General features: G+C 69.7%; 18 protein-coding genes. 9 read left to right on the top strand and 9 right to left on the bottom strand.

Annotated features, from left to right (window positions below; translation table 11 throughout):
- Positions 1-21 precede the first annotated feature (21 nt).
- The 4 genes from AC1RVW_RS16320 to AC1RVW_RS16305 form a co-directional block, all read right to left on the bottom strand.
- On the bottom strand, positions 22-864 hold the full coding sequence (locus tag AC1RVW_RS16320; protein WP_493201119.1) for an isocitrate lyase/PEP mutase family protein: 843 nt from the start codon (positions 862-864) through the stop codon (positions 22-24).
- Between the two features lie 73 nt (positions 865-937).
- Positions 938-2,233 carry an MFS transporter gene (locus AC1RVW_RS16315; RefSeq protein WP_409194699.1) on the bottom strand — a complete coding sequence of 432 codons (1,296 nt, stop codon included), beginning with the start codon at positions 2,231-2,233 and terminating at the stop codon, positions 938-940.
- Entirely contained in the window at positions 2,230-4,557 is a 2,328-nt protein-coding gene (locus tag AC1RVW_RS16310) for a N,N-dimethylformamidase beta subunit family domain-containing protein (RefSeq protein WP_493201117.1), read from the bottom strand. Before AC1RVW_RS16310 ends, AC1RVW_RS16315 begins: the two co-directional genes overlap by 4 nt.
- An 11-nt stretch (positions 4,558-4,568) precedes the next feature.
- The gene (locus tag AC1RVW_RS16305) at positions 4,569-5,981 is read right to left on the bottom strand and encodes an aminotransferase family protein (protein ID WP_493201115.1); all 1,413 of its coding nucleotides are present in this window, start codon (positions 5,979-5,981) and stop codon (positions 4,569-4,571) included.
- A 101-nt stretch (positions 5,982-6,082) separates the two neighbouring features.
- Here AC1RVW_RS16305 and AC1RVW_RS16300 point away from each other — a divergent pair, with 101 nt between their 5' ends.
- Positions 6,083-7,000 (top strand): LysR family transcriptional regulator, encoded by a 918-nt coding sequence (locus AC1RVW_RS16300; protein ID WP_081270737.1) that lies wholly within the window; start codon positions 6,083-6,085, stop codon positions 6,998-7,000.
- Here AC1RVW_RS16300 and AC1RVW_RS16295 read toward each other — a convergent pair.
- On the bottom strand, positions 6,984-8,717 hold the full coding sequence (locus AC1RVW_RS16295) for a M14 family zinc carboxypeptidase (protein WP_493201112.1): 1,734 nt from the start codon (positions 8,715-8,717) through the stop codon (positions 6,984-6,986). The two genes, AC1RVW_RS16300 and AC1RVW_RS16295, sit on opposite strands and share 17 nt — an antisense overlap.
- Before the next feature lie 159 nt (positions 8,718-8,876).
- Between AC1RVW_RS16295 and AC1RVW_RS16290 the strand changes: the two genes are divergently transcribed.
- Positions 8,877-9,590, top strand: a complete 714-nt coding sequence (locus tag AC1RVW_RS16290; RefSeq protein WP_493201110.1) for a YebC/PmpR family DNA-binding transcriptional regulator — start codon at positions 8,877-8,879, stop codon at positions 9,588-9,590.
- A gap of 82 nt (positions 9,591-9,672) precedes the next feature.
- Here the strand turns inward: AC1RVW_RS16290 and ssb are convergent, their stop codons facing one another.
- A complete protein-coding gene (gene ssb / locus AC1RVW_RS16285) occupies positions 9,673-10,227 on the bottom strand; it encodes a single-stranded DNA-binding protein (protein ID WP_106936004.1) in 555 nt (184 codons plus the stop codon).
- A gap of 106 nt (positions 10,228-10,333) precedes the next feature.
- Here ssb and AC1RVW_RS16280 point away from each other — a divergent pair, with 106 nt between their 5' ends.
- Positions 10,334-11,716 (top strand): chloride channel protein, encoded by a 1,383-nt coding sequence (locus AC1RVW_RS16280; RefSeq protein ID WP_493201108.1) that lies wholly within the window; start codon positions 10,334-10,336, stop codon positions 11,714-11,716.
- A 49-nt stretch (positions 11,717-11,765) separates the two neighbouring features.
- On the top strand, positions 11,766-14,864 hold the full coding sequence (gene uvrA / locus AC1RVW_RS16275; RefSeq protein ID WP_493201106.1) for an excinuclease ABC subunit UvrA: 3,099 nt from the start codon (positions 11,766-11,768) through the stop codon (positions 14,862-14,864).
- Between the two features lie 24 nt (positions 14,865-14,888).
- Here uvrA and AC1RVW_RS16270 read toward each other — a convergent pair whose 3' ends face one another.
- Genes AC1RVW_RS16270 through AC1RVW_RS16260 form a run of 3 tightly spaced genes read right to left on the bottom strand, consistent with a single transcriptional unit; the run spans position 14,889 to position 18,894 of the window.
- The gene (locus AC1RVW_RS16270; protein WP_081270732.1) at positions 14,889-15,644 is read right to left on the bottom strand and encodes a GntR family transcriptional regulator; all 756 of its coding nucleotides are present in this window, start codon (positions 15,642-15,644) and stop codon (positions 14,889-14,891) included.
- On the bottom strand, positions 15,641-17,410 hold the full coding sequence (locus AC1RVW_RS16265) for a glycerol-3-phosphate dehydrogenase/oxidase (protein ID WP_493201103.1): 1,770 nt from the start codon (positions 17,408-17,410) through the stop codon (positions 15,641-15,643). Before AC1RVW_RS16265 ends, AC1RVW_RS16270 begins: the two co-directional genes overlap by 4 nt.
- Positions 17,407-18,894, bottom strand: coding sequence for an FGGY family carbohydrate kinase (locus AC1RVW_RS16260; RefSeq protein WP_106936006.1), 1,488 nt, complete (start codon positions 18,892-18,894; stop codon positions 17,407-17,409). The genes AC1RVW_RS16265 and AC1RVW_RS16260 overlap by 4 nt, the downstream gene beginning before the upstream one ends.
- A 181-nt stretch (positions 18,895-19,075) precedes the next feature.
- Here AC1RVW_RS16260 and AC1RVW_RS16255 point away from each other — a divergent pair, with 181 nt between their 5' ends.
- The 5 genes from AC1RVW_RS16255 to AC1RVW_RS16235 are packed head-to-tail and all read left to right on the top strand — an operon-like array spanning position 19,076 to position 24,557.
- Positions 19,076-20,122: a substrate-binding domain-containing protein gene (locus AC1RVW_RS16255; protein ID WP_081270729.1), complete on the top strand. Its 1,047-nt coding sequence runs from the start codon at positions 19,076-19,078 to the stop codon at positions 20,120-20,122.
- Complete coding sequence (locus tag AC1RVW_RS16250; protein WP_409194691.1) at positions 20,119-21,642, top strand: sugar ABC transporter ATP-binding protein; 1,524 nt, start codon at positions 20,119-20,121, stop codon at positions 21,640-21,642. Before AC1RVW_RS16255 ends, AC1RVW_RS16250 begins: the two co-directional genes overlap by 4 nt.
- Positions 21,639-22,667 carry an ABC transporter permease gene (locus tag AC1RVW_RS16245; protein WP_493201100.1) on the top strand — a complete coding sequence of 343 codons (1,029 nt, stop codon included), beginning with the start codon at positions 21,639-21,641 and terminating at the stop codon, positions 22,665-22,667. Before AC1RVW_RS16250 ends, AC1RVW_RS16245 begins: the two co-directional genes overlap by 4 nt.
- 11 nt (positions 22,668-22,678) lie before the next feature.
- A complete protein-coding gene (locus AC1RVW_RS16240; RefSeq protein ID WP_493201159.1) occupies positions 22,679-23,659 on the top strand; it encodes an aldo/keto reductase in 981 nt (326 codons plus the stop codon).
- Positions 23,660-23,699: 40 nt separating this feature from the next.
- Positions 23,700-24,557, top strand: a complete 858-nt coding sequence (locus tag AC1RVW_RS16235) for a class I fructose-bisphosphate aldolase (RefSeq protein WP_493201099.1) — start codon at positions 23,700-23,702, stop codon at positions 24,555-24,557.
- The last annotated feature ends 107 nt before the right edge of the window (positions 24,558-24,664 follow it).

Here is a 24,664-nt window from a genome sequence, read left to right as displayed (position 1 = left end):
CCCTGGCGGCAGGCAGGCGGCTCAGGGCGTGGCGGGGAAGAGCCCGTTGATCTCGCCCACCGACAGCATGCCCTCGCCCATCGCGTCGAACCGGCCCTGCGCGAAGGCTTCGCCGGCGATGCGCCCCACGAGCCCCAGCGCCGATTGCAGCGGGCCGCAGCCCAGGCTGATGCGCCTCGCGCCGGCACGCGCAAGTTCGCCGGCCGGCGCGGCGCCTGCATGGCCGGCATACACGTTCAAGGGCAGTCGCACGGCATCGGCCAGTTCAGCGATCTCCTCGGGGCTGGACATGCCGGGCACGAAGATGCCGTCCGCGCCCGCCGCCGCGTAGAGCCGCGCGCGGCGCAGCGCCTCGCCGAAGCGCGCCGCCGGGTCGTCCCAGGGCACGAAGTAGGCGTCGGTGCGCGCGTTGATGAAGAAGCGCGCGTCGAGCTTGCGGATGGCGGCGATGCGCTCGCACAGCACCTCCGGCGGCGCCAGCTCGCGCGTGCCCGGCTGCGTGCCGTCCTCGATGTTGATGCCGGCCGCACCCATGTCGACCAGCGCGCCGGCCACGTCGCGCACCGCTTGCGTGCTGTCGCCGAAGCCGCGTTCGATGTCCACGCTGACCGGCACGCCGGCCACGCGGCAGATGCGCGCGCAGGCCGCGACGAGCTCGCCGGCGGGCATGCGCTCGCCGTCCGCATACCCAAGCGACCAGGCCATGCCGGCGCTGGTGGTGCCGATGGCTGCCGCGCCCGCGCGCTCGACGATGCGGGCGCTGACGGCATCCCAGGCGTTGACGAGAACCAGCGGGGCGGGGCCCTCGTGCAGGCGATGAAAGGCATCCGTCTTGTGTTGTCGTTGCGCGTCGCTGGCTCGCATGGTCATTCGTCCGGGAAGTCGTGGAATGACCCGAGCGTAGGCAAGGCGCGCCGCCGCGGCTTGGAGAAAACTGCTATTTCACGCCGTACCGGCGGGCGGCCCGCAGCGCCGCCAGGCTCACCAGCACGCCGAAGCCCACGTAGAACGCCGGCGCGATCTTGCTGCCCGTGGCCGTGATGAGCCAGGCGCTGATGAAGGGCGCAAAGCCGCCGAAGATCGCCACGCCGAAGCTGTAGCTGACCGACAGGCCGGTGCCGCGCGTGGCCGCCGGGAACAGCTCGGACATGGCCGCGGAGATGGGGCCCCAGTAGGCGGAGGCCACCACGCCCATGGCGGTTAGCGCCACCATCAGCGCCGGCACCGACGGATGGTTCACCAGCAGGTAGAACAGCGGCACGATCATCACGAGCATGACCAGCGCCGCGCCGCGCATGATGGCCAGGCGCCCCACCCGGTCCGACAGGCTGCCGAACACCGGCACCAGCGCGAACTGCAGCACGCCGAACCAGAAGGTGCCGGCGAAGGCCATCGACGGCGGCAGGCCCAGCTGGCGCACCGCGAAGGTCGGCATGAACAGGCCCGTGTAGGCCACGATGGTCGCGAGGATGATGAGCCCCATGGCCGCCAGCGTGCGCCCGCGCTGGTCCACCAGCGTGGTGCGTACCGGCGTGGCTTCCTGGGCCGCGCGCTTGAACTCCAGGCCTTCGTCCAGGTGGCGGCGGATGTACAGGCCGGCCGGCCCGATCAGCAGGCCGAAGAAGAACGGAATGCGCCAGCCCCAGGACAGCAACTGCTCGGGCGTGAGCAGCGTGTTGAGCCCCATGCCGAAGCCCGCCGCCAGGAAGGTGGTGATGCCCTGGCTCGCGAACTGCCAGCTCGAGAAGAAGCCGCGCCGCCGCGGATCCTGCTCGGCCAGCAGCGCGGTGGCGCTGCCGAACTCGCCGCCGGCAGCAAAGCCCTGCAGCAGCCGCGCGAGGATCACGAGCCCCGGCGCCCACAGCCCGATCTGCGCAAAGGTCGGCGAAACCGCGATCAGCAGCGTGCCGAGCAGCATGAGCGCCATCGACAGCGTCAGCGCGTTCTTGCGCCCCCTGGCGTCGGCATAGGCGCCGAGCACCAGCGAGCCGACCGGGCGCATCACGAAGGTCACGCCGAAGGTGCCCAGCGTGATGAGCAGCGACACGGTGTCGTTCTCCGCGGGGAAGAACAGCTTGGAGATGGTCACGGCGAGGAAGCCGTAGATCACGATCTCGAACCACTCCAGCGCATTGCCGATGGAAATGGCGGTGATGACCCGCAGCGTGCTCTGCCGGGAAGCAGGCTCGGCGGGTTCGGATAGCTCGGCGGCGCGTGGGGCGAGTGTGCTCATGGTGCTTCGTGCTCCAGGGATGGTTGAACTGCAAGGTCCGCGCCCGTCTCGGGCCGGACGCCGAAGTGATGCAGCACGTTGCGCAGCACCCCTTCGAAACAGGGATCGACGCCGAGCACCCAGCTCGCGCCCACGGCGCCGGCGTTGAACACGCGGCCGCCCCGGGGGCGTTCCCAATAGATCATCTCGGCCGAGAGTCCGTCGAGCGACTCGGTCACGTTCGAGAAGTAGTCGAGGTAGGCGTCGAGCCGGCCCGGCCGGTGGCGGCGCCCCTGCGCGATGACCTCGATGCCGCGCTGCGGCTCGGGCAACTGCTGGCCGGCCGGCAGCGCGTGCGTCATGCGGCACAGCGTCGCCACGCTCAGGTCCCACTCGTGGCCGATGGCGCGCGGCAGGCCGCCGCCCGGCGCATGGCCGAAGGTCGCGCCGTCGGTCAGGCCCAGCGCATTCGGCTGCGTGAACAGGAAGTGCCGCGGCTGCGTGGCGTGGTACACGCCGAAATCGCCGCCGTCGGCAAAGGCCCAGCCCGCCGACTCGAGCCCGATGATCTCGGCGCACGAGCGCCCGGCCTGCCTGAAATGGCCGCCGCGCGCCCAGTCCTGCGAGTGGTACTGCTCGCCGTAGGGGCCGGCGGGCGGGCGCACCTTGGCGGCCTCCTCGCTGTCCAGGTCGTTCGCGCCGAGCACCTTGCGCTGCTCCATCACCGTGCCCTCTTCGTTGTAGCTCACGCGCAGGTACATGGTGTTGCCCGACAGAACGATGGCCGTGCCGCCGCCGCACAGGTAGTCGTCGAGCCCGTCGCAGGCCGGCAGCGACCAGTACTCGCTGTGGCCGTTGACGATCACGGTCTTGTAGGCCGTCAGCAGGCCCGGGTCGCGGTGCAGGTCGAGGTCGCTCACCACGTCGTAGTCGTAGCCGGCCTGGTCCAGCCACACATGCAGCCGGCGCTCCAGCCGGGTCCACTGGCTGAAGCCCGCGTCGGCGGGGTCGTACAGCGCGTTGGGGCTGGCGTTGGGCCAGGGCATGCGCAGGCCCACCTGGTAGGTCGGCTGGCCGCCGCGGTGGTAGGTGTAGCTGCAGTAGGCCGGGGCCTCGGGATGGCTGTTCTCCAGGCCCGCCGAACGCCGCGGCCACACGGGATCGCCGGCCGTGTTCTTCGCGAAGGGCGTGCTGGCATAGGCCAGCCAGCTGTTGGTGGCGCAAAGCACCAGCACCGGCGCGGGAGCCCGGTGCGCGGCGCGGCGCACGATGAAGGCGATGTCGTATTCGGCGGGCTCGCCGTCCAGCAGGTAGCGCACGCGGCCCACGTACACGCCGGACTTCGCATCCGGCGGAATGCGCAAGGCATGGCTCTCGGGCCAGCGGCAGTCGTACAGGTCGTCGCTCGCCAGCCGCAGGCCGTGGCCGCGCGTGGGGTCGGCCAGCGGGTCGTAGCTGTCGTCGGAGAATTCGTTCACCCGCTGTGGCTCGAAGGCCGGGCCGACGATCATCCAGGTGCCGTGGTTGACGATGCGTCCGGTGCGCTGGTGGCCGCTGGCGTCGGCCACGGTGTCTCCGCGCTCCTCGCGCAGCGGCCAGCAGGCCAGCACCGTGCGACCGCGCGGCGTGTGCAGGCCGCGGTCGGCGAAACGCGCGCGCACTTCGGCCGGCTGCAGCGCATGCGAATAGATCGCGGGCATGACGATGTCGCCCTCCAGGAACGCATCCGCCAGGCCGTCGATGCCGCTGCCGCCCAGGCGCAGCGGCGCACGGCCCGGCTGCATCGGGCCGGTCCACCGGCCCCGCGCGACCGCTTCGCCGTCGATCCACAGCACCGTCTGCTCGCCGTCCCATGTGGCGACGAGGTGGTGCCAGCGCTTGGCCCGCAGCGCGCCGCCCGCGAGCTGGCCCTGCGCACGGAACGCGCCGCCGTCGCCCAGGTAGAACACTGCGCGCCCGGCCTCGTCGATGAAAAGGCCGTAGCCGCAGGCGCCCGGCAGGTCGTATTGCCCGACGACGCTCTGGCGCGTGCCGATGCTCCACGGCTGCACCCAGCACTCCAGCGTGAGCGCGCGCAGCGGCTGGTCGAGCCCGCGCGCCACCTGCACGTAGGAGCCGGGGTGGATCGGATGCACGCGCGCGGCGGAAGGCGCGAAGGCATGCAGCACGGTGTCGGCCGTGCGGCCTTCGACATCGGGGCCGAGCCGGCACACCGAAAGCGCGTAGGGCACGTCGCTGCTCAGGTGAAAGCGAACCACCTCGCCGGCGGCCACGCTCTTGCGGTCGGTGTAGCCATGCACGCCGGGCACTTGCAGCGCGCGGTGCGGCGGAATGGGTTGCGGCATCGCGGCTGCCTTCATTGCACCGAAGTGGCCAGGCCCTTGGCCGCGATCTCGTCGGCCAGGCCGCGCAGCGAAAGCGCCAGCAGGTCGGCCAGTTCGTCGATCTCGGCGGGCGTGATGGTCAGCGGCGGCGTGATCATCTGGAAGTCGCCGAAGGCCCCCAGGTTCGCGCGCCGGTTGTACAGCGCGATGCCGTGCTTCAGCCCGTGCTCGGTGAGGCGCGCCGGTGCATTGAAGCTGGCCGGCAGCTGCCGCTTGGTCGCCTTGTCGGCCACGATCTCGATGGCGGTGAAGAGCCCCTTGCCGCGCACGTCGCCCACGATGGGGGAGCGCTCGGCCACTTCGCGCAACCGGGCCATCAGCAGCTCGCCCATGTCGCGCGCGCGGCCGACCAGGTCTTGCCGCATCACCTCGCCGACCACCGCGTTGGCCACGGCGCACGACAGCGGATTGGTGAAGTAGGTGTGGCCATGCACGAAGCCGCCGCTGCCCGCGACCGCATCGACGATGCGGTCGGGCGCCAGCAGCGCGCCCAGCGGCGTGTAGCCCGCGGCCAGCCCCTTGGCCAGCGTGACCAGGTCGGGCCGTGCGCCGGCCCAGTGGTGCGCGGCCAGGAAGGCGCCGGTGCGGCCCGCGCCGCTCATGATCTCGTCGTAGATCAGCAGCACGCCGTGGCGGTCGCAGATCTGCCGCACGCGCTCGAAGTACGCCGCCGGCGACACCACCGCGCCGGTCGACAGGCCGCCGATGGGCTCCAGGATGAAGGCCAGCACGGTGTCGGGTCCTTCGCGCACGATGGTGGCCTCCAGTTCGTCGGCGCAGGCCATCGCATGGCTCTCGGCCGTGTGGCCGTCGGGCACGCGGTACGACAGCGGCGCGGGCACCTTCGGCATCTCGCGCACCATCGGCCCGTAGATCGACTGCGTGTGCGCGTCGCCCGTCACCGCCAGCGCGCCGAGCGTGGAGCCGTGGTAGCTCGGGTTGCGCGAAATCACCTTGGCGCGGCGCGGCTGGCCGCAGACCACGGCGTACTGCCGCGCCAGCTTGATGGCCGACTCGTTGGCCTCGGAGCCCCCGGAAACGAAGAAGGCCCTGTCGAAGCCCTCGCCCGCCAGCGCGCACACGCGGTCCGCCAGCTCGATGCTGTGCTCGCTCTCGAAGAAGCGCGGGTAGGCAAAGGTGACCTGCGCCGCCTGCGCCTGCATGGCCGCCAGCACGCGCGGGTTGCCGTGGCCGATGTTGGCGACCACCGCGCCGGCGGTGGCGTCGAGGAAGCGGCGGCCGCCGGCATCCCACAGGTAGATGCCTTCGCCGCGCGCGATGCGCGGTGGCCGGGGCGAGCCCTTTGCGGCATAGAAGCCGAGCACGGAGCCGCCCTTGGGCGTGTCGCCCACGGTGCGGGCGGTGTCTTCGATCGTGGCGCTCATCGGGAAATATCCATTCGAATGTCTTGAACGGGCCCGACGATAGGCAGAGCCGGGCGACATGGGTAGACGTATGGGACGATGAAGTGATATACGTCTGGCGCATGAAGAACGCGCATGACCGGCTCGACCTGCTGGACACATTCATCAAGATCGGCGAGAGCGGATCGCTCAGCAAGGCGGCACGGCTGCTCGGCACCACGCAGCCCACGGTGAGCCGCCGCCTGCTGGAACTGGAGCGCCTGCTGGGCTGCAAGCTGGCCATTCGCAACACCGCCAACTTCTCGCTCACCGACGAGGGCCGCTCGCTGCTGGCGGAGGCGCACGACCTCACCGACCGCTGGTCGGGCCTGTCACAGCGGCTGCTGGGCGGGCAGAGCCGGCCCGAGGGCACGCTGCGCGTCATCGGCCCCTCGGGCTACGGCACCGGCTTCCTGACCGATGCGGTGACGGACCTGCGCGCGGCGCATCCGCAGTTGCGCGTCGAGCTCACGCTGACCGACCGGGTGGTCGACCTCGCGGCCTCGGGTGCCGAATGCTGGGTGTGCGTGGGCGAGGTGCGCGACCCCGGGCTGGTGTGCCGCCCGCTCGGACGCATGGACCGCGTGCTGATCGCCACGCCCGAGCTGCTGAAGCGCATCGGCCCGGTCACGCTGGCCCGGCTGCCGCAGCTGCCGTGCGTGGGACTGATGCCTTACGTGACGGGCAACGTGCGCCTGATCGACCGCAGCGGGCGTTCGCGCATCGTGGCGCTGGACACGCCCATCCGCACCGACAGCCTGCTCGCAAGCTACCGCGCGGTGCTCAACGGCGCGGGCATCGGCGCGGCGGCGCCATGGATGTGCCACGAAGACGTGCAGGCCGGCCGCCTGAAGCGCGTGCTGCCGAACTGGTGGCTGGAACCGGTGGGCGTGCATGTCGCACTGCCGCCGGGGCTGTACCGGCCGGCGCGCGTCACCGCATTCGTGGAAGCGCTGCGCGCGCGCATGCACGCGCTGCCGGGGTTCAGGCCCGCGCAGTGACGAGCGGCACGGCCTGCATCAATGCCGCCACCGGATACCGCCGCCACTCCGGCTCCGCATGGCGCTTGCCGTGCGCAAAAAGAAAACCCAGCACCGCGCCCTGGTCGGACAGCTTCGCGGGGTTCGCGGTCTTCCACTCCTCGAAACGGCGCCTGAGGTCCGGCTCGTCTTCCAGCATCTGCAGCGCGGTGTCTTCGAACACATAGGCGGAGAAGGCCTCCTTCTTCTCCAGCACGCTGTTGAAGAAGCCCCAGCGAAAGAAGCTGTCGTGCGCCTCGGGCTCCAGCGTCTCGACGGCATAGCGGGCGTTGGGCTGGTCCAGCGGCACCCACATGTCGCCCGCGCGCGCCTGGAAGGGCTCGGTGTCCGAGGCGAGCGTCACCTGGTCATGGAACATGTGGCCTTCGTAAGCGTTCGGGCGCGAGGCCACCTGCTGCACGCGGTACACGCGGGCCGAGTCGAACAACTGGTCGGCCTCCAGGCGCCGCATCTCGACGCCGTTCCATTGCAGGCGCTCGATCACTTCGCGCCAGGCCTGGGGCACCAGGTAGGCCTTGGGCGCCGCGACCGCGATGTCTTCCACGCAGCGGTCGAAGTGGACGATGTCTTTTTCCCGCGGCTGGCTGCGGTCGTAGGCCAGCCTTTCGTAGCTGCCGAGCCTGCTGGGCGTGCGCACGGCCTGGTAGCCCCTGAAGCGCAGGCTGGCCGGGCGGTCGTGGTCGTTGCGCCATGTCAGCGGCCAGCGTGCCTGTCGCGCGGCGGCGGCCCGGGCTTCCTTGCGCAGCGCCTGGATGCGCGCCGCGTTGGCCAAGGTGAACGCCAGCACCACTTCCACCAGCGTGCGCATCGACGCCACGCGGTCGGCGAAGGGCTTGAGCATGTGGGTCTCGGGCATGAAGCCGATGGTGTGGTGCAGCGCGGCGTAGCCGGTGGAAAAGCGCGGCAGGTCGAGGAAGTCTTCGATGCCGTCGTCCGGCGTCTCGGCCAGCAGGTTCACGTAGGGGCAGGTGGGCCAGCCGCGCCGGTCCATGTCGCCGTAGATCGCGGGCAGCATGCGCTCGCGCAGGAAGTCGCCCAGCCCGCCGCCCAGCTTGTCGGGCTGGGTCGGGATCAACGTCATGGTGCAGGCGTAGTCCGCGCCGTTGGACGTGTGGGTGTCGACCATCACGTCAGGGTCCCACGCGGTGAAGAACCGGTTGAACACCTGCGCGGCGAGGCTGTCGCACTTGATGAAGTCGCGGTTCAGGTCCAGGTGCCGGCCGTTGCCGCGGAAGCCGAAGGACTCCGGCCCGAGCTGGTTCACGCGCGAGGTGGCCTGGCGGTTGATGCAGCCGTCCACGTTGTAGACGGGAATGAACAGGAACACCGTGTCGCCCAGCGCCGCCAGCCGATCGGGCTGCAGGCAGAAGTCGCGCACCAGCGCCATGCAGGCGTCGATGCCCTCGGGCTCGCCGGGGTGGATGCCGTTGTTGTTGAAGAACACCGGGCGGCGCTGCCGCTGCAGCGTCTCGCGGTCGAACACGCCGTCTGCCGTGACCACGCCGGCATGCATCGGCGCGCCGGTGTCCGACAGGCCGATCTGCCGCCAATGCAGCACGCCGGGGAACCGCGCGGCCAGCCGCTCGTAGAAGGCGATGCATTCGGCCCAGGTGGCGGTCCGGTTGCCGTTGCCGGATTCGAAGGGCGTGGGATACGGATCGTCTTGTGCAGCGGTCATGGAAAAAAAGCTCCGTTCATGCGGCAACGGCGCGGCGCTGCTGCTGTTTACGGGCTTTTAGCACGGCCTCCGGCTACAGTAACGGCCCCAACCGGTCATCCAGCCCTTCTGCGGAGAGCCAGACACGGCCGCAAACACACACTCGAGAAGGAATCAGCCATGGGCGCCCAATGGAAAGCGAAACACAAGGACCTGGCAGCCAATGCCAAGGGCCGGTTGTTCGGCAAACTCGCCAAGGAAATCATGATGGCCGCGCGCAACGGCGCCGATCCGGCCGGCAACTCGCGTCTTCGCCTCGTGGTGGAACAGGCCCGCAAGGTCTCGATGCCCAAGGACACGCTCGATCGCGCCATCAAGAAAGGCGCCGGCCTCACGGGCGAGGCGGTGCATTTCGAGCACGTGATCTACGAAGGCTTCGCGCCGCACCGCGTGCCGGTGATGGTCGAATGCCTGACCGACAACGTGAACCGCACCGCGCCTGAAATGCGCGTGCTGTTCCGCAAGGGCCAGCTGGGCACCTCGGGCTCGGTGTCATGGGACTTCGACCACGTCGGCATGATCGAAGCCGAACCCGCCAAGCCGGACGCCGATGCCGAAGTGGCCGCCATCGAGGCCGGCGCGCAAGACTTCGAGCCGGCCGGGGAAGGCAACTCCGTCGTCTTCCTGACCGACCCGACCGACCTCGACCTGGTGAGCCGCGCGCTGCCGGCCCAGGGCTTCACCGTGCTGTCGGCCAAGCTGGGCTACAAGCCCAAGAACCCGGTCGACCCGGCGAGCCTGAGCGCGGAAGACCTGGAAGAGGTCGAGACCTTCCTGGCGGCCATCGACGCGAACGACGACGTGCAGAACGTGTTCGTCGGGCTGGCGGGCTGAGGCGTCCGCCAAAAGACAAAAGGGCTGGCTCCCGCGGGAGCCAGCCCTTTTTGCCGACGGAACTCGACGGGCCGTTTTCTGTTTAGAACGGAATATCGTCATCCATGTCGTCGAAGCCCGACGACGACTTGGCCGGTGCCTGGCGCGGAGCTGGTGCCGGAGCACGCGGAGCCGCCGCGGGTGCGCGGGGTGCGTATCCGCCGCCGCCGCCACCGCCGTTGCCGCCCTGCGAGTAGCCACCGCCGCCACCTTGCGAGTAGCCGCCGTCGTCCTCGGGACCGCCCGAGGGGCCGCCCTGGCCCTGGCGGCTGCCGAGCATCTGCATCTGGTCGGCGCGGATTTCGGTGGTGTACTTTTCGATGCCGTCCTTGTCGGTCCACTTGCGCGTGCGCAGGCTGCCTTCGACATAGACCTGCGAGCCCTTGCGCAGGTACTGGCCGGCGATTTCGGCCAGGCGGCCGTTGAAGACGATGCGGTGCCATTCGGTGGCTTCGCGCATTTCGCCGCTTTGCTTGTCTTTCCAGCGATCGGTGGTGGCCACTGTGACGTTCGCGACCTGATCGCCGCTCGGGAAGGTCCGCATTTCGGGGTCGCGCCCCAGGTTGCCGACGACGATGACTTTATTGACCGATGCCATATGCACTGCCCCTGATAAGTGGATAAAGGAGAAGGTTGAGAGGAACCCTCCATTGTGCCCGAAGGCCGACACGGCCAATACCCTACCGGTGCCAGAATGCCCTCTCATGAACCGCGAACCCGATTTCCTCGAGCACCTGCGCGCCGAGCTGTCCAGCGGCCGCGTCTGGCTCGACCGGGCCATCGTGCTGGGCTACGCCATCGCGGCCGGGCTCTTCGTGGTGGGCTTCACGCTCGCCAGCGACTGGGTCTTCGGCCAGTTCCACCGCTTCTACCGCGCCTGGCCCTGGGCCGTGCTGCTGACGACCCCGCTGATCACGGCGGGCATCGTGTGGTTCACGCTGCGCTTCTTTCCCGGCGCGGCCGGCTCCGGCATTCCGCAGATCAAGGCGGCGCTGCACCCCGCCCTGCCGGAAGAGCGCCGCTTCTTCTTCGCGTCGCTGCGGCTCACGGTCGCCAAGATCGGGCTGGGCGCGGCGGGTTTCGCGGCCGGGCTGTCGATCGGGCGCGAGGGGCCTTCCGTGCAGGTCGCGGCCGGGGTGATGCAGCACGCGCGGCGCTGGCTCTCGCCCAACACCACCATCGACAGCCGCGCGCTGCTGGTGGCCGGCGGTGCCGCGGGCATCGCGGCGGCCTTCAATGCGCCGCTGGCGGGCGTGGTGTTCGCCATCGAGGAGCTCTCGGGCCGGCTCGAGGCGCGCTCCAGCGGGCTGATCATCACGGCCATCGTGCTGGCGGGCCTGGTGGCCGTCTCGGCTTTCGGCAACACCAGCTACTTCGGCGTGATCCGCGTGCCCCGGCTGGGCTGGGACGCGCTCGGGCCCGGCCTGCTGGTCACGCTGCTCAGCGGCGCGGCCGGCGGGCTGTTCGCCCGGCTGCTGACAGCCTCGCTCACCGGCGCGCCGGGGCGCTTCAACCGCTGGCGGGCGCGTTTTCCGGTGCGCTTCGCGGCCGCGGGCGGGCTGGCGGTGGCCGTCATCGGGCTGGCCACGGGCGGCGTCACCTTCGGCGCGGGCTCCGAGGCGGTCAAGCAGATGCTGCAGGGCCATGACGAGCTGACCCCGCTCTACACGCTGCTCAAGTTCGTCGCCACCTGGCTCACGGCGTGGTGCGGCGTGCCGGGCGGCATCTTCGCGCCGGCGCTGTCCATCGGCGCGGGCATCGGCGACGCGGTGTCGCAGCTGGGCAGCAGCGAACTCGGCCCGGCGCTCATCGCGCTGGGCATGGCCGCCTTCCTGGCGGCGGTGACGCAGGCGCCGCTCACCGCCTTCATCATCGTGATGGAAATGGTCGACGGCCATTCGATGGTGCTGAGCCTGATGGCCGCGGCCATGCTGGCCAGCCTGGTCTCCCGCATGATCAGCCGCCCGCTGTACGACACGCTGGCCGAATACATGGTCGGGCGGGCCATCAGCGCCGCCGGGCCGGTGCATCCGGCGCCGCCCGAAGCCCCCGCGCCCGGAGCGCCGGAACCCGCCCGCTCGCCATGAATTCTCCGGCGGTCTATCATGTCCGGTTGCCCTCGGACGATCGCCTCCTTTGAATTCCAAAGCCACTGAACCAGCCGCGGCAGAAGCCGCCGAAGCTGCAGAACGCGCCCGCGATGCGGAACGCGAACGCGACACCTACCTCGGCGCGGTGCTGGCGCAGCAGCGCATCAGCATCCGCGGCGCGCGCACCCACAACCTGAAGAACGTCGACCTCGACATTCCGCGCAACAAGCTGGTGGTCATCACCGGCCTGTCGGGCTCGGGCAAGTCGAGCCTGGCCTTCGACACGCTGTATGCCGAAGGGCAGCGGCGCTATGTGGAGAGCCTGTCGGCCTATGCGCGGCAGTTCCTGCAGCTCATGGACAAGCCCGACGTCGACGTGATCGAGGGCCTGTCGCCCGCCATCAGCATCGAGCAGAAGGCCACCAGCCACAACCCGCGCTCCACCGTGGGCACGGTGACCGAGATCCACGACTACCTGCGCCTGCTGTACGCGCGCGCCGGCACGCCCTACTGCCCCGACCACCACCTGCCGCTGCAGGCGCAGACCGTCTCGCAGATGGTCGATGCCACGCTCGCCCTGCCCGGCGAGCCGCGGCTGATGATCCTGGCGCCGGTGGCACGCGAGAAGAAAGGCGAGTTCCTCGAACTCTTCGCCGAGATGCAGGCGGCCGGCTACATCCGCTTCCGCGTCGACGGGCAAACATACGAATACAACGACCTGCCCAAGCTCAAGAAGACCGAGAAGCACGACATCGACGTCGTCATCGACCGCCTGCGCGCTCGCCCCGACATGCAGCAGCGGCTGGCCGAGAGCTTCGAGGCCGCGCTGCGCCTGGCCGAGGGCCGCGCCATCGCGCTGGAACTGGGCGCAGAGGGCGCGGCCGACAAGGAGCACCTGTTCAACGCCAAGTTCGCCTGCCCGATCTGCCACTACTCGCTGTCGGAGCTGGAGCCGCGCCTGTTCTCGTTCAACTCGCCGGTGGGCGCCTGCCCGAGCTGCGACGGCCTGGGCCACCGGGAAGTGTTCGACCCGGCGCGCGTGGTGGCCTTTCCCTCGCTGTCGCTGGCCAGCGGCGCCATCAAGGGCTGGGACCGCCGCAACGGCTACTACTTCAGCATGATCGAGAGCGTCGCCAAGCACTACAAGTTCGACGTCGACGCGCCCTTCGAGTCATTGCCGGCCTCGGTGCAGCAGGTGCTGCTGCACGGCTCGGCCGCCGAGGAGATCAAGTTCAACTACACCATGGAGTCGGGCAACTTCGCGGGCAAGAAGCTCACGAAGAAGCACCCCTTCGAGGGGATCATCCCGAACATGGCGCGGCGCTACCGCGAGACCGATTCGGTGATGGTGCGCGAAGACCTCGCGCGCTTTCGCAACCTGCAGCCCTGCCCCGACTGCGGCGGCTCGCGGCTGCGGCGCGAGGCGCGCAACGTGTTCCTGGTCGATGAATCGGCGCGCCCGGCCGACGGCGGCGAGCCGCCGCGCATGGCGATCTTCGAGCTCAGCCACCTCACCCTGCGCGATTCGCTGGCCTGGTTCCAGAAGCTCAAGCTGCGCGGCGCCAAGGCCGACATCGCCGACAAGGTGGTGCGCGAGATCGGCCTGCGCCTGAAATTCCTGAACGACGTCGGCCTGAACTACCTGAGCCTGGACCGCAGCGCCGAGACGCTCTCCGGCGGCGAGGCGCAGCGCATCCGCCTGGCGTCTCAGATCGGCTCGGGCCTCACCGGCGTGATGTACGTGCTCGACGAGCCCAGCATCGGCCTGCACCAGCGCGACAACGACCGCCTCATCGGCACGCTGAAGCACCTGCGCGACATCGGCAACAGCGTGATCGTGGTCGAGCACGACGAGGACATGATCCACGCCGCCGACCACGTGATCGACATGGGCCCCGGCGCCGGCGTGCACGGCGGCCGCGTGATGGCGCAGGGCACCTATGCCGAGGTGTCGGCCAACCCCGATTCGCTCACCGGCCAGTACCTATCGGGCACGCGCAAGATCGAAGTGCCCAGGCGCCGCACCGCATGGCTGCCGGTGGTGAGCAAGCCCGCGTTCAACGAAGGCAGGAAGCCCTCGCGCTTTCCGCAGAGCCCGGCCGCCGAGCGCCGCGCGGCGCGCGAGGCCGCCCACCTGGCCACGCAGACCGACCTGCAGGAGATCCGCGTGGTCGGCGCCACCGGCAACAACCTGAAGAACGTGAGCGTCGCATTTCCGGTCGGCCTGCTGACCTGCGTGACGGGCGTCTCGGGCTCGGGCAAGTCGACGCTGGTGAACGACACGCTCTACACCGCCGTGGCGCGCACGCTGTACCGCGCGCACGAGGAACCGGCCGAACACGAATCGGTCGAGGGCATCGAGTATTTCGACAAGGTCATCAACGTCGACCAGAGCCCCATCGGCCGCACGCCGCGCAGCAACCCGGCCACCTACACCGGCCTGTTCACGCCCATCCGCGAGCTGATGGCCGAGACCAACACCGCGCGCGAGCGCGGCTACGGCCCGGGCCGCTTCAGCTTCAACGTGGCCGGCGGGCGCTGCGAGGCCTGCCAGGGCGACGGCGTGGTGAAGGTGGAGATGCACTTCCTGCCCGACGTGTACGTGCCCTGCGAGGTCTGCCACGGCCAGCGCTACAACCGCGAGACGCTCGAGGTGCTCTACAAGGGCAAGAACATCGCGCAGATCCTCGAGATGACGGTCGAGACCGCGCACGAGTTCTTGAAGGCCGTGCCGACCATCGAGCGCAAGCTGCGCACCCTGCTGGACGTGGGCCTGAGCTACATCAAGCTCGGCCAGTCGGCCACCACGCTGTCGGGCGGCGAGGCGCAGCGCGTGAAGCTCGCGCTGGAACTCAGCAAGCGCGACACCGGCCGCACGCTCTACATCCTCGACGAGCCGACCACCGGCCTGCACTTCGCCGACATCGAGCTGCTGCTGAAGGTGCTGCACCAGCTGCGCGACGCGGGCAACACCATCGTCGTGATCGAGCACAACCTCGACGTCATCAAGACGGCCGACTGGCTGATCGACATGGGGCCGGAAGGCGGCGCCGGCGGCGGCACGGTGGTGGGCGAAGGCACGCCGGAAGACATCGCGGCGAACGAGGCGAGCCACACGGGGCGGTATCTGAAGCGGCTGCTGTAGCCGCTCCCGGCCTGGGCAAGACGCTCAGGTCGTCGTCTGCACGTGCAGCCGGCTGGTCTTGCAGCGGTGCAGCGCGCGGTAGTGCTCCAGCGGCCTGCCGTTGGCGCCGTAGGCGATGGACTCGATGCGCAGCAGCGGCTCCGGCGTGGGCAGGTTCAGCAGCTCGCAGGTGTCGGCGTCGGGCAGCACCGCGTCGATCCAGCGTTCGGCGCGCACCAGGCGCAGGCCGTACTGGCGGCGCAGCACGTCGTACAGAGAGCGGTCGTCCAGGCGCGTGCGGTGCAGGCCCGGCGCCAGGTCGGCAGGCACCACGGTTTCCACCAGAAGGCGCAGTTCGCCGTCCACGCTGCGCAGGCGCTTGAGCGCCACCACCTGCGTGTCGTCGGTGAGGCCGAGGGAGGCCGCTTCCTGTTCGGTGGGCGCGCGCAGTTCCTGCGTGAGGATCTGCGTGCGCACCGAGCGGCCCTTGCGCTCCATCTCGTCGGAGAAGCCGAGCACGGTGGAGACGAAATCTTCGTCGCGCTCGCGTGCCGACACGAAGGCGCCGCGGCCCTTGATCTTGTAGATGAGGTTGTTGCGCACCAGGTCGGCCAGCGCCTCGCGCACCACGATGCGCGAGATGCCGAACTGCTCGCCCAGCTCGGCTTCGGACGGCAGCTTGGCGCCGATGGGCAGCACGCCCTGCAGGATCTGCAGGCGCAGCGCGTCGCGGAACTGCGCCCACAAAGGCGATTCGGAGCCACGGTCGAGCACGGTCGATATTTCGGTCGGAGAGTTCACGTCGAGGGTTGGCCCAGGGCCTGAGGAGTCGTCAATGATGCATCGAAAGATGCGGGCGCATCGGCGGCCACCGGCGAAAGCCGCACGCCGTGGCGCTCGCGCAGGGCGGCGGAGCAGGCCAGCAGTTCGCGCCGCGCCAGGGCCGCGTCCCACCCCAGTGCCTCGGCCGCGATGCCCGCCATTTCCGCCAGCGCAGCGCCGGTGACGAGGCCGCGGATCGCGAGCAAGGTCCGGCGGATCACGAGATCGTCGAGATGGATCACGCCCGTCTCGAGGCACAGGTAGGACAGCTCGGCGACCGAGTAGTCGGGCGCGTGCTGCAACGGCACGTCGCCCGAGGCTCCGAGCCGCTGCGCCAGCGGCAGCGCCTTCGAGCCGTAGCGGCGCAGCAGCACCTGCGCGCGCGCACGGCCCAGGCCGGAGGCCGTGACCATGCGGTCGAGAAAGCGTTCCGTGGCCTGCGCGTCGGCAGGCAGCTCCGCGCCACCGCCGATGGGCAGCAGCTCGGTCGATGCGGTGCGCGGGCGGCCCAGTTTCTGCAGCACTTCGTTCGTCGCCTCTTCGGCCAGCGCGCGGAAGGTCGTCCACTTGCCGCCGACCAGGCCGACGATGGGAATGTCGCGCGTGGCGTTGGGCAGGTCGACCACCACCGAATGGTCGCGCGAGATCTGCCCCGGCTTGTCGGCGTCGGAACGCGCGAGCGGGCGCACGCCCACGTAGGTGTAGACCACGTCGCCGCGGCCGAACGCGAGGTTCGGGAACACCTCGGCCAGCACCTCGAGCAGGTAGTCGACCTCGGCCGGCTCGGTGGCGATCTGGTCGGGGTCTTCCACCGGGATGTCGGTGGAGCCCACCAGCACGCGGTCGAGGAAGGGATAGACGATGCACACGCGCCCGTCCACCGCCTCGAAGTAGGCCATGCGCCCCTGCAGCGCATCGCGCAGCGCGGGATGGTCGAGCACCAGGTGCGATCCCTTGGTGCCCATCACGCGCGAGCCCGCGCCGCCCAGCACCGCCGTGCTGCGGTCCAGCCACGCGCCGCTGGCATTCACCACGGTGTCGGCCGTCACGCGCACCAGCGCGCCGGTGATCTCGTCGCGCAGGGTGAGGATGTTGCCCGCGCAGCCCATCACGCGGCAGTAGTTGGCGGCGGCCGAGCGCGGCTGGTCGCGGCAGGCGTCGCCGATGAGTTCCAGTACCAGCCATTCGGGGTGGCTGATCCACGCGTCGAAGAATGTCGCGGTCCAGCGCACTGCCGCGCGGAACAGGCTGCGGTCGGCGGCGGGCACGCGGCTGATGCGGTGGTTGGGCATCACGCGCTGGCGGCGGCCCAGCAGGTCGTACAGGCGCAGGCCCGCCGCCACCGCCAGCAGGCCGCGCGTGCGCTGCGGCGGCGTGCGGCCGAAGAACTTGAGCGCGCTGCTCATGAGGCCGCCGAAGAAGCTCGACAGCGGCACCACCGTCTTCAGCGGCTGCACCAAGTGCGGCGCGTTGCGCAGCAGCAGGTTGCGCTCGCGCGTGGCCTCGGCCACCAGCGAGAAGCTGCCGTTCTCCAGGTAGCGCAGGCCGCCGTGGATCATGCGCGAAGGCGCGCTGCTGGCGCCCGCGCTGAAGTCGCCCTTGTCGACGATGAGGCAGTCGACGCGCTGCAGGCACAGGTCGCGGAACACGCCCACGCCGTTGATGCCGGCACCGACGATCACCGTCGAAAAGTGGCGATCCGCCAGGGAAGCCGGACGCACGAAAGGCAGTTGCCAGGCGCTCATTGCTTGCCCCCGGCCAGATGTGAAAACACAGGAGACATGGTGTCGATCAGTTCGTTGAAGCCGGCCATGAAGCCGGCATGGGCGCGCGCCTGCGCGGCGTCGGGTTCGACGGTGTCGCAGGGCGCGAGCAAGGCGCTGTCCTGCCCGGCGTGGTCGATGCCCTGCGACATGGCGGCGTAGATGGCCGCGCCGCGCGCGCCGGTTTCGTCGTCGGCGCAGCGCTCGACCGGATGCGCCAGAAAGCCGGCCAGCAGGCGCACGAGGCGGGTGTCGCTCGCACCGCCGCCGAGCACGGTCGAGGCCGACACCGGCAGGCCGCAGGCCGCGAGCCGCGCCGTGTGGCGCGCATGCAGCGCGGCCACCGCATCGACCACGGCGCGTGCCATGTCGCCGCGCGTGTGATGGCTCTTGAGGCCGACGAAGCCCGCCGTCACGCCGCCGCCGCCGTTCACGAACGGCAGGAAGCGCAGGCCGCCCGCGCCCAGCGGCACCGACATCGCCAGGTCGACCACGGCGCGCGAATCCGGCAGGCCCAGCACGCCGGCCAACCATGCGATGTTGGCCATCGACGAGGGGCTGTTCTCCATGTAGAGCCGCCTGTCCGCGCGACCGAAGTTCACGACCGCCGCCACGTCGGGCTTGGGCTCGATCACCGGTCCGATGACCGCGTTCACGCACCAGGTGCCGAAGACCGACACCGCCCGCTCGCGGCCTTCGGCGCAGATCGCGGTCATCGATGCGAGCAGGTCGATGGCGCCCATCGCCACGGGAATGCCGGCGGGCAGGCCGCACAGCGCGGCTTCGGCAGGCCGCAGCTTGCCGACGACCTCGCCGCCGGGCACCAGCGGACCGAAGGCACGCGGCCCGAGGTCGGCGATGCCCGAGGCGTCGAAGGCCGCCTGCGACCACGTGCCGGTGGCGATCGACACCAGCCCGGCGGTGCTCGCATCGCTCGCGTCGGTCGCGATCTCGCCGGTCAGCAGGAAGCCGAGGTAGTCCTTCGCGAACAGCAGCCGGCGCACCTCGCCGCGCTGCACGGCGTCGGTGCCCAGCAGCTCGGCCGCGATCACGGTGGGCTGGCCCGGCCAGGGCCTGCAGCCGACATCGGCGAACAGCGCATCCCCGTGGCTCAGCGACAGCGAACGCGCACGCGCATCGGCCCGCTGGTCGGTCGAGGCAACGGCCCGGCCGCCCACGAGTTCGTTGCGCGCGTCCAGCGCATAGAGCCCGGCGCCGTGGCCGGTGCAGCCGATGGCGCGGACCTCGGCCACGCGGTTGCCGAGCTGGTGGGCGACGTCGCGCAGCACGTGGGTCAGGGCGGAGCGGATGGCGGCCGCCCCCACTTCGCATCCCCCTGCGGGCAGCCGGTCGTGCGGCAGTGGCATGCGGGACAGGGCGACGGCCCGGCCGCTCCCGGCTTCGAGGGCCAGGGCTTTCAGGCTGCTCGACCCCATGTCGATGCCGATCAGTATTTTTGTCTTCATGTCATAACAGCTTCGGCGGAATAAAAGCGCATCGCCAGTAGCGTTTCCCCTAGTTATCCCGTCAAACGGCCAGCGCGTACATTCTATCCTGTCATAACAACTGTCGTGACAACGAGGATCGAAAGGCTGCCCTCAAAGGCAGCATCAGCAAGCTGTGCCACACAACGTGAGGAGACAAAAAATGAGGCGTAATTTCCTGAAGTCCGCGGCGGCCGCCGGTATCGGCCTGGCCGGTGCGAGCGCGCTTGCGCAGCAGCAAGCGGCAGCCCCCGCCGCGGGCGCCGGCCTGCGCGGCAATGCCAGCGACGTCTACGTGATGAACGTGATGGTGTCGGGCGTGGAGTACTGGTTTCCGGTCTACGAAATGATGAAGCAGCTCGGCCGCACGCTGGGCGTGAAGACGCGCTACACCGGCACGCCCGAGTACGACGTGAACAAGCAGCTCGCGTCCTTCGAGCAGGAACTGGCGCGCAAGCCGGCCGGCATCCTGCTGCATCCGATGAACCCCGACCCGTTCATCGAGCCGATCAACCGCGCGGCGGCGATGGGCATCCCCGTCGTCACCTTCGCGGCCGACTCGCCCAACTCCAAGCGCACCTCGTTCATCACGTCCGACAACGACCGCGAAGGCACGCAGGCGGCGGACGCCATCGCGGCATCGATGGGCGGCAAGGGCGAATACGCCGTGCTGGAGAACCCCGGCCAGGACAACCACGACCGCCGCATCGCCGCCTTCATCAACCGCATGAAGACCAAGCACCCGGGCATGAAGCTGGTCGGCCGCGCCGCCAGCAACCAGGACCCGAACAAGGCCTACCAGGCCGTGCTGAGCCTGGCGCAGGCCAACCCGAACCTGGGCGCCCTGTTCATGCCCGAGGCCAACTCGGCGCTGGGCGCGGCGCAGGCCAAGGTCGAGACCAAGAAGAACATCAAGGTGATGTGCTGCGACGTGAACGCCAAGATCCTGGACATGATCAAGTCGGGCGACGTGTTCGGCTCCATCAACCCGAACCAGGGCATGCAGGGCTACATGGGCATGATGATGCTGTTCCTGGCCAAGAACCCGACGCTCATCGACCCGATGAACGACGCGAAGCGCAACGGCACCAACCCGATGTCCGTGCCCTTCCTGGACAACGGCCTGGCCGTGGTCAGCAAGGCCAACGCGGACGATTTCTACTGGGACAAGTACCTCGCCCGCCGCGGCACCAAGGGAATCGGCGAGTGAACGCAGTGAGCGCATTGCTCGAACTGAAGGCGATCAGCAAGCGCTTCGGCGCTTCGCGCGCGCTCACGGGCGTGGACTTCTCGCTGCACGCCGGCGAGATCCACGCCCTGTGCGGCGAGAACGGCGCGGGCAAGTCCACGCTGATGAACATCATCGACGGCATCCACCAGCCGGACGAGGGCGAGATCTCGCTCGACGGCCGCAAGGTGGTCATCGACGGCCCGGCGCACGCCATGCGCCTGGGCATCGGCCTGGTGCACCAGGAGATCGCCCTGTGCGGCGACGCCACCGTGGCCGAGAACATCTTCATGCCGGAAATCAACGCCGGCAAGCATGCGTGGATGGACTACGCCAGCCTCAACGCGCGCGCCGCCCGCGTGCTGCAGCGGCTGGGGCAGGACGTGGACCCGTCGGCGCTGGTGAAGGACCTGAGCATTTCGACGCAGCAGCTCATCGAGATCGCCAAGGCGCTCACGCTCGACTGCAAGGTGCTGATCCTCGACGAGCCCACCGCCGCGCTGACCGACAACGAATCGGCCGCGCTCTTCAAGGTGCTGCACGACCTGAAGGCGCAGGGCATCGGCATCATCTACATCAGCCACCGCATGGCCGAGATCTTTGCGCACTGCTCGCGCGTGACGGTGCTGCGCGACGGGCGCAACGTGCACTGCGGCCCGCTGGCCGAGCTGGACGCCGACGCGCTGGTGCGCCGCATGGTCGGGCGCGACCTGGGCAACTACTACCCGCCGAAGCATGGCGACGCGGCGCACGGCGAGCCGGTGCTCGAAGTGAGCGACATCGCCGACGGCGAGCGCGTGCACGGCATCTCCTTCACGCTCAGGCGCGGCGAGATCCTTGGCATCGCGGGCCTCATGGGCGCCGGGCGCAGCGAACTCGCCGAGACCGTCTGCGGCCTGCGCCCCGCCACGCGCGGCAAGGTGCGCCTGCACGGCAGGACGCTGGCGATCCGCAAGTACAGCGACGCGCTGCGCGAAGGCATCGCCTATCTCAGCGAGGACCGCAAGGCGGCGGGCGTGTACCTCGACCTGCCCATCGCGCAGAACATCGCGTCGATGGCGCTGAAGCGCGTGAGCTCGCGCTTCGGCCTGCTGCAGCGCGCGGCCGAGCACAAGCTGGCGGTGGACCTGGGCGCCAAGCTGAAGCTCAAGTCCGACGGCGTGGCCATCGACGTGGCGAGCCTGTCGGGCGGCAACCAGCAGAAGGTGGCCATCGCCAAGCTGCTGGCCACCAACCCGTCGGTGCTGCTGATGGACGAACCCACGCGCGGCGTGGACGTGGGCGCCAAGTCGGAGATCCACCACATCCTGCGCGAGCTGGCGAGCCAAGGCGTGGGCGTGGTGGTGATCTCGTCGGAACTGCCCGAGATCATCGGGCTGTGCGACCGCGCGCTGGTGATACGCGACGGCCGGCTGGCCGGTGAAGTGCAAGACAACGAAATGACGGAAGAGGCGCTGCTGCGGCTGGCCTCGGGACTTTGCGAAGAGGAAGCGACAGCATGAACTACCCGGCACAACTCGACGCGGGGGCCGCACCGGGCCTCCAGCCACACCAGTCGGCGGGCGGCCCCGCCAAGCCCGCCAGCAAGCTCGGCAGCATGCGCGAGATGGGCCTGCTGCTCATCATTGCCGCGCTGTGCGTGGGCATGAGCTTCGCGTCGCCCTATTTCCTCACGTGGGACAACGTGCGCGCGATGCTGCTGTCGTTCTCCATCGAAGGCATCGTGGTGGTGGGCATGACGATCCTGCTGATCGTCGGCGGCATCGACCTGTCGGTGGGCTCGGTGGTGTGCTTCGCGATGGTGGTCACGGGCAAGCTGTTCCTGATGGGCTTCGACCCGTGGACGGCGGGGCTGGTGGCCATCGGCGCGAGCGCGCTCATCGGCGCCATGATCGGCGGCTGCGTCACGCGCATCGGGCTGAACCATTTCATCGCCTCGCTGGCCTTCATGGTGATCGTGCGCGGCCTGTGCCTGGCGCTCACGCAGGGCACGCCGCAGTCGCTGTTCTCGCTGCCGGCGGAGTTCAAGTTCATCGGCCAGGGCACGCTGTTCGGCATTCCGGCCGTCATCCTGATCTTCCTGCTGATCGTGGTGGTGAGCGACTTCGTGCTGCGCCGCTCCACCCTGCTGCGCCGCGTGTTCTACACCGGCAGCAACGAGAAGGCCGCGCTGTACTCCGGCATTCGCGTGGGCCACGTGAAGTTCTGGGTCACGGTGCTGTGCTCCGCTTCGGCGGGCCTGGCCGGCGTGATCTACACCGCGCGCTTCGGCGCGGCCACGCCCACCTTCGGCATGGGCATGGAGCTGAACGTGATCGCCGCCGCGGTGATCGGCGGCGCAAGCCTCAAGGGCGGCTCGGGCACGGTGCTGGGTGCGGTGCTCGGCCTGGCGCTGCTGTCGGTGGTGACCAGCTCGCTGATCCTGCTGGACGTGTCGCCCTACTGGCAGGACGTGATCAAGGGCCTGATCCTGCTCGCGGCCGTGACCATCGACCACATCATGAACACCAGAAAGACCAAGCGATGAACAACGCATCGATGAAGAAGACAACGCTCGGCCCGTCGGGCATCGAGTGCTCGGCCATCGGCCTGGGCACCTGGGCCATGGGCGGCTGGATGTGGGGCGGCGGTGACAACGCCGCCGCCGTGCTGGCCATCCAGGCCTCGCTGGACGCGGGCGTGAACCTGATCGACACCGCGCCGGCCTACGGCCTCGGCCGCTCGGAGAGCATCGTCGGCACCGCGCTGAAAGGCCGCCGCCACGAAGCCGTGATCGCCACCAAGTGCGGGCTGGTGTGGCACACGCAGAAGGGAACGCACTTCTTCGAAGAAGACGGCCACCCGGTGTACCGCTACCTCGGGCGCGAATCGATCATTCACGAATGCGAAGAGAGCCTGAAGCGCCTGCAGACCGACTACATCGACCTCTACATCACGCACTGGCAGGACGCCACCACGCCCGTGGCCGAGACCATGGACGCGCTGCTCGCGCTGAAGAAGCAGGGAAAGATCCGCGCCATCGGCGTGAGCAACGTGAGCCCCGAGACGCTGGCCGAGTACCTGCAACACGGCCCGGTGGATGCGGCACAGGAGCGCTACAGCCTGATCGACCGCGAGATCGAGCAGACGCTGGTGCCGCTGTGCACCGAGCACGACGTGGCTGTGCTGGGCTATTCGTCGCTCGCGCTCGGCCTGCTGGCCGGCCCCATCGACCCCGCGCGCCAGTTCACGGGCGACGACCAGCGCGCGAGCAACCCGCGCTTCAGCGCCGGGAACCGCGCGAAGCTCAAGGCCTTCTTCGAAGAGCTGGAGCCGCTGCGCAAGCAGCTCGAATGCTCGTTCGGCCAACTCATGATCGCGTGGACGCTGGCGCGCGGCAGCGTCTCGGTGGCGCTGTGCGGCGCCCGCGTGAGCAAGCAGGCCGTCGAGAACGCGGCCGCCGGCTCGGTGCGCCTGCAGGGCGACGCGCTGGCGCTCATCGACGCCGCCGCGGCCCGGCATCTGGCCGCGCTGGGCTGAGGCCCCTTCCATCCCATCTCAACACAAGGATTTCTTCCGTATGTCGAAGGACAAGACCGCACGCCTGAACCGGCTGCTGAACAACGGGCGCTGCCTGGACATCGCGCTGGACCACGGCGTGTGCAACGAGCCCTCGTTCCTCAACGGGCTCGAGGACATGCCGGCGGTGATCGACAAGCTCGTGGCCGCCGGCCCCGACGCGATCCAGCTCAACTACGGCCAGGCCGACCTGCTGCAGGACCGCCCGGGCCGTGACAAACCGGCGCTGGTCCAGCGCATCGACATGGGCAACCCCTACAACGCCACCGCGCACCGCGTGATGTGGGCGGTGCTGCAGAACGAGCACGACCCGGTGCTGCCGGCCGTGCAGCGCGACGCGGCCTGCGTGGTGGTCAACCTGTTCATGCTGCCGAACGAGCCCGACCTGTTCCGCCAGTGCGTGCAGAACATCGCGCGGGTGCGCGCCGACTGCGACCGCTATGGCATGCCGCTGATGATCGAGCCGCTGGTGATGCGCCCGCACAGCGAGCAAGGCGGCTACATGGTCGACGGCGACGCCGAGAAGATCGTCACGCTCGTGCGGCTGGCGCGCGAGATGGGCGCGGACATCGTCAAGGCCGACCCCACCACCGACCCCGCCGACTTCCACCGCGTGGTGCAGGCCGCGCGCTGCCCCGTGCTCGTGCGCGGCGGCGGACGCGAAGACCTGCAGCAGGTGTTCGCCCGCTCGCGCGTGCTGATGGACCAGGGCGCGGTCGGCATGGTGTACGGGCGCAACGTGTACCAGCACGCCAACCCGTCGGCGGTGGTGGATGCGCTGATGGCCATGATCCACCGCGGCGCGAGCGCCAAGGAGGCATGGGACATCTACGAATCGGGCGGCGCTAAGAAGAGCTGAGCCGGGCCGATCCGGCGGGAGCTGAGCGACGGCGCAACGCCGTCCAGAAAAACGAGGAGGGGAGAGGCTGTACGGCCGGCGACGCATGTCGCCGGCCGGGGTGCGGC

It is taken from the genome of Variovorax sp. MPBD4-3 (assembly GCF_058809745.1).
This window is presented reverse-complemented; position numbering and strand designations above follow the sequence as displayed.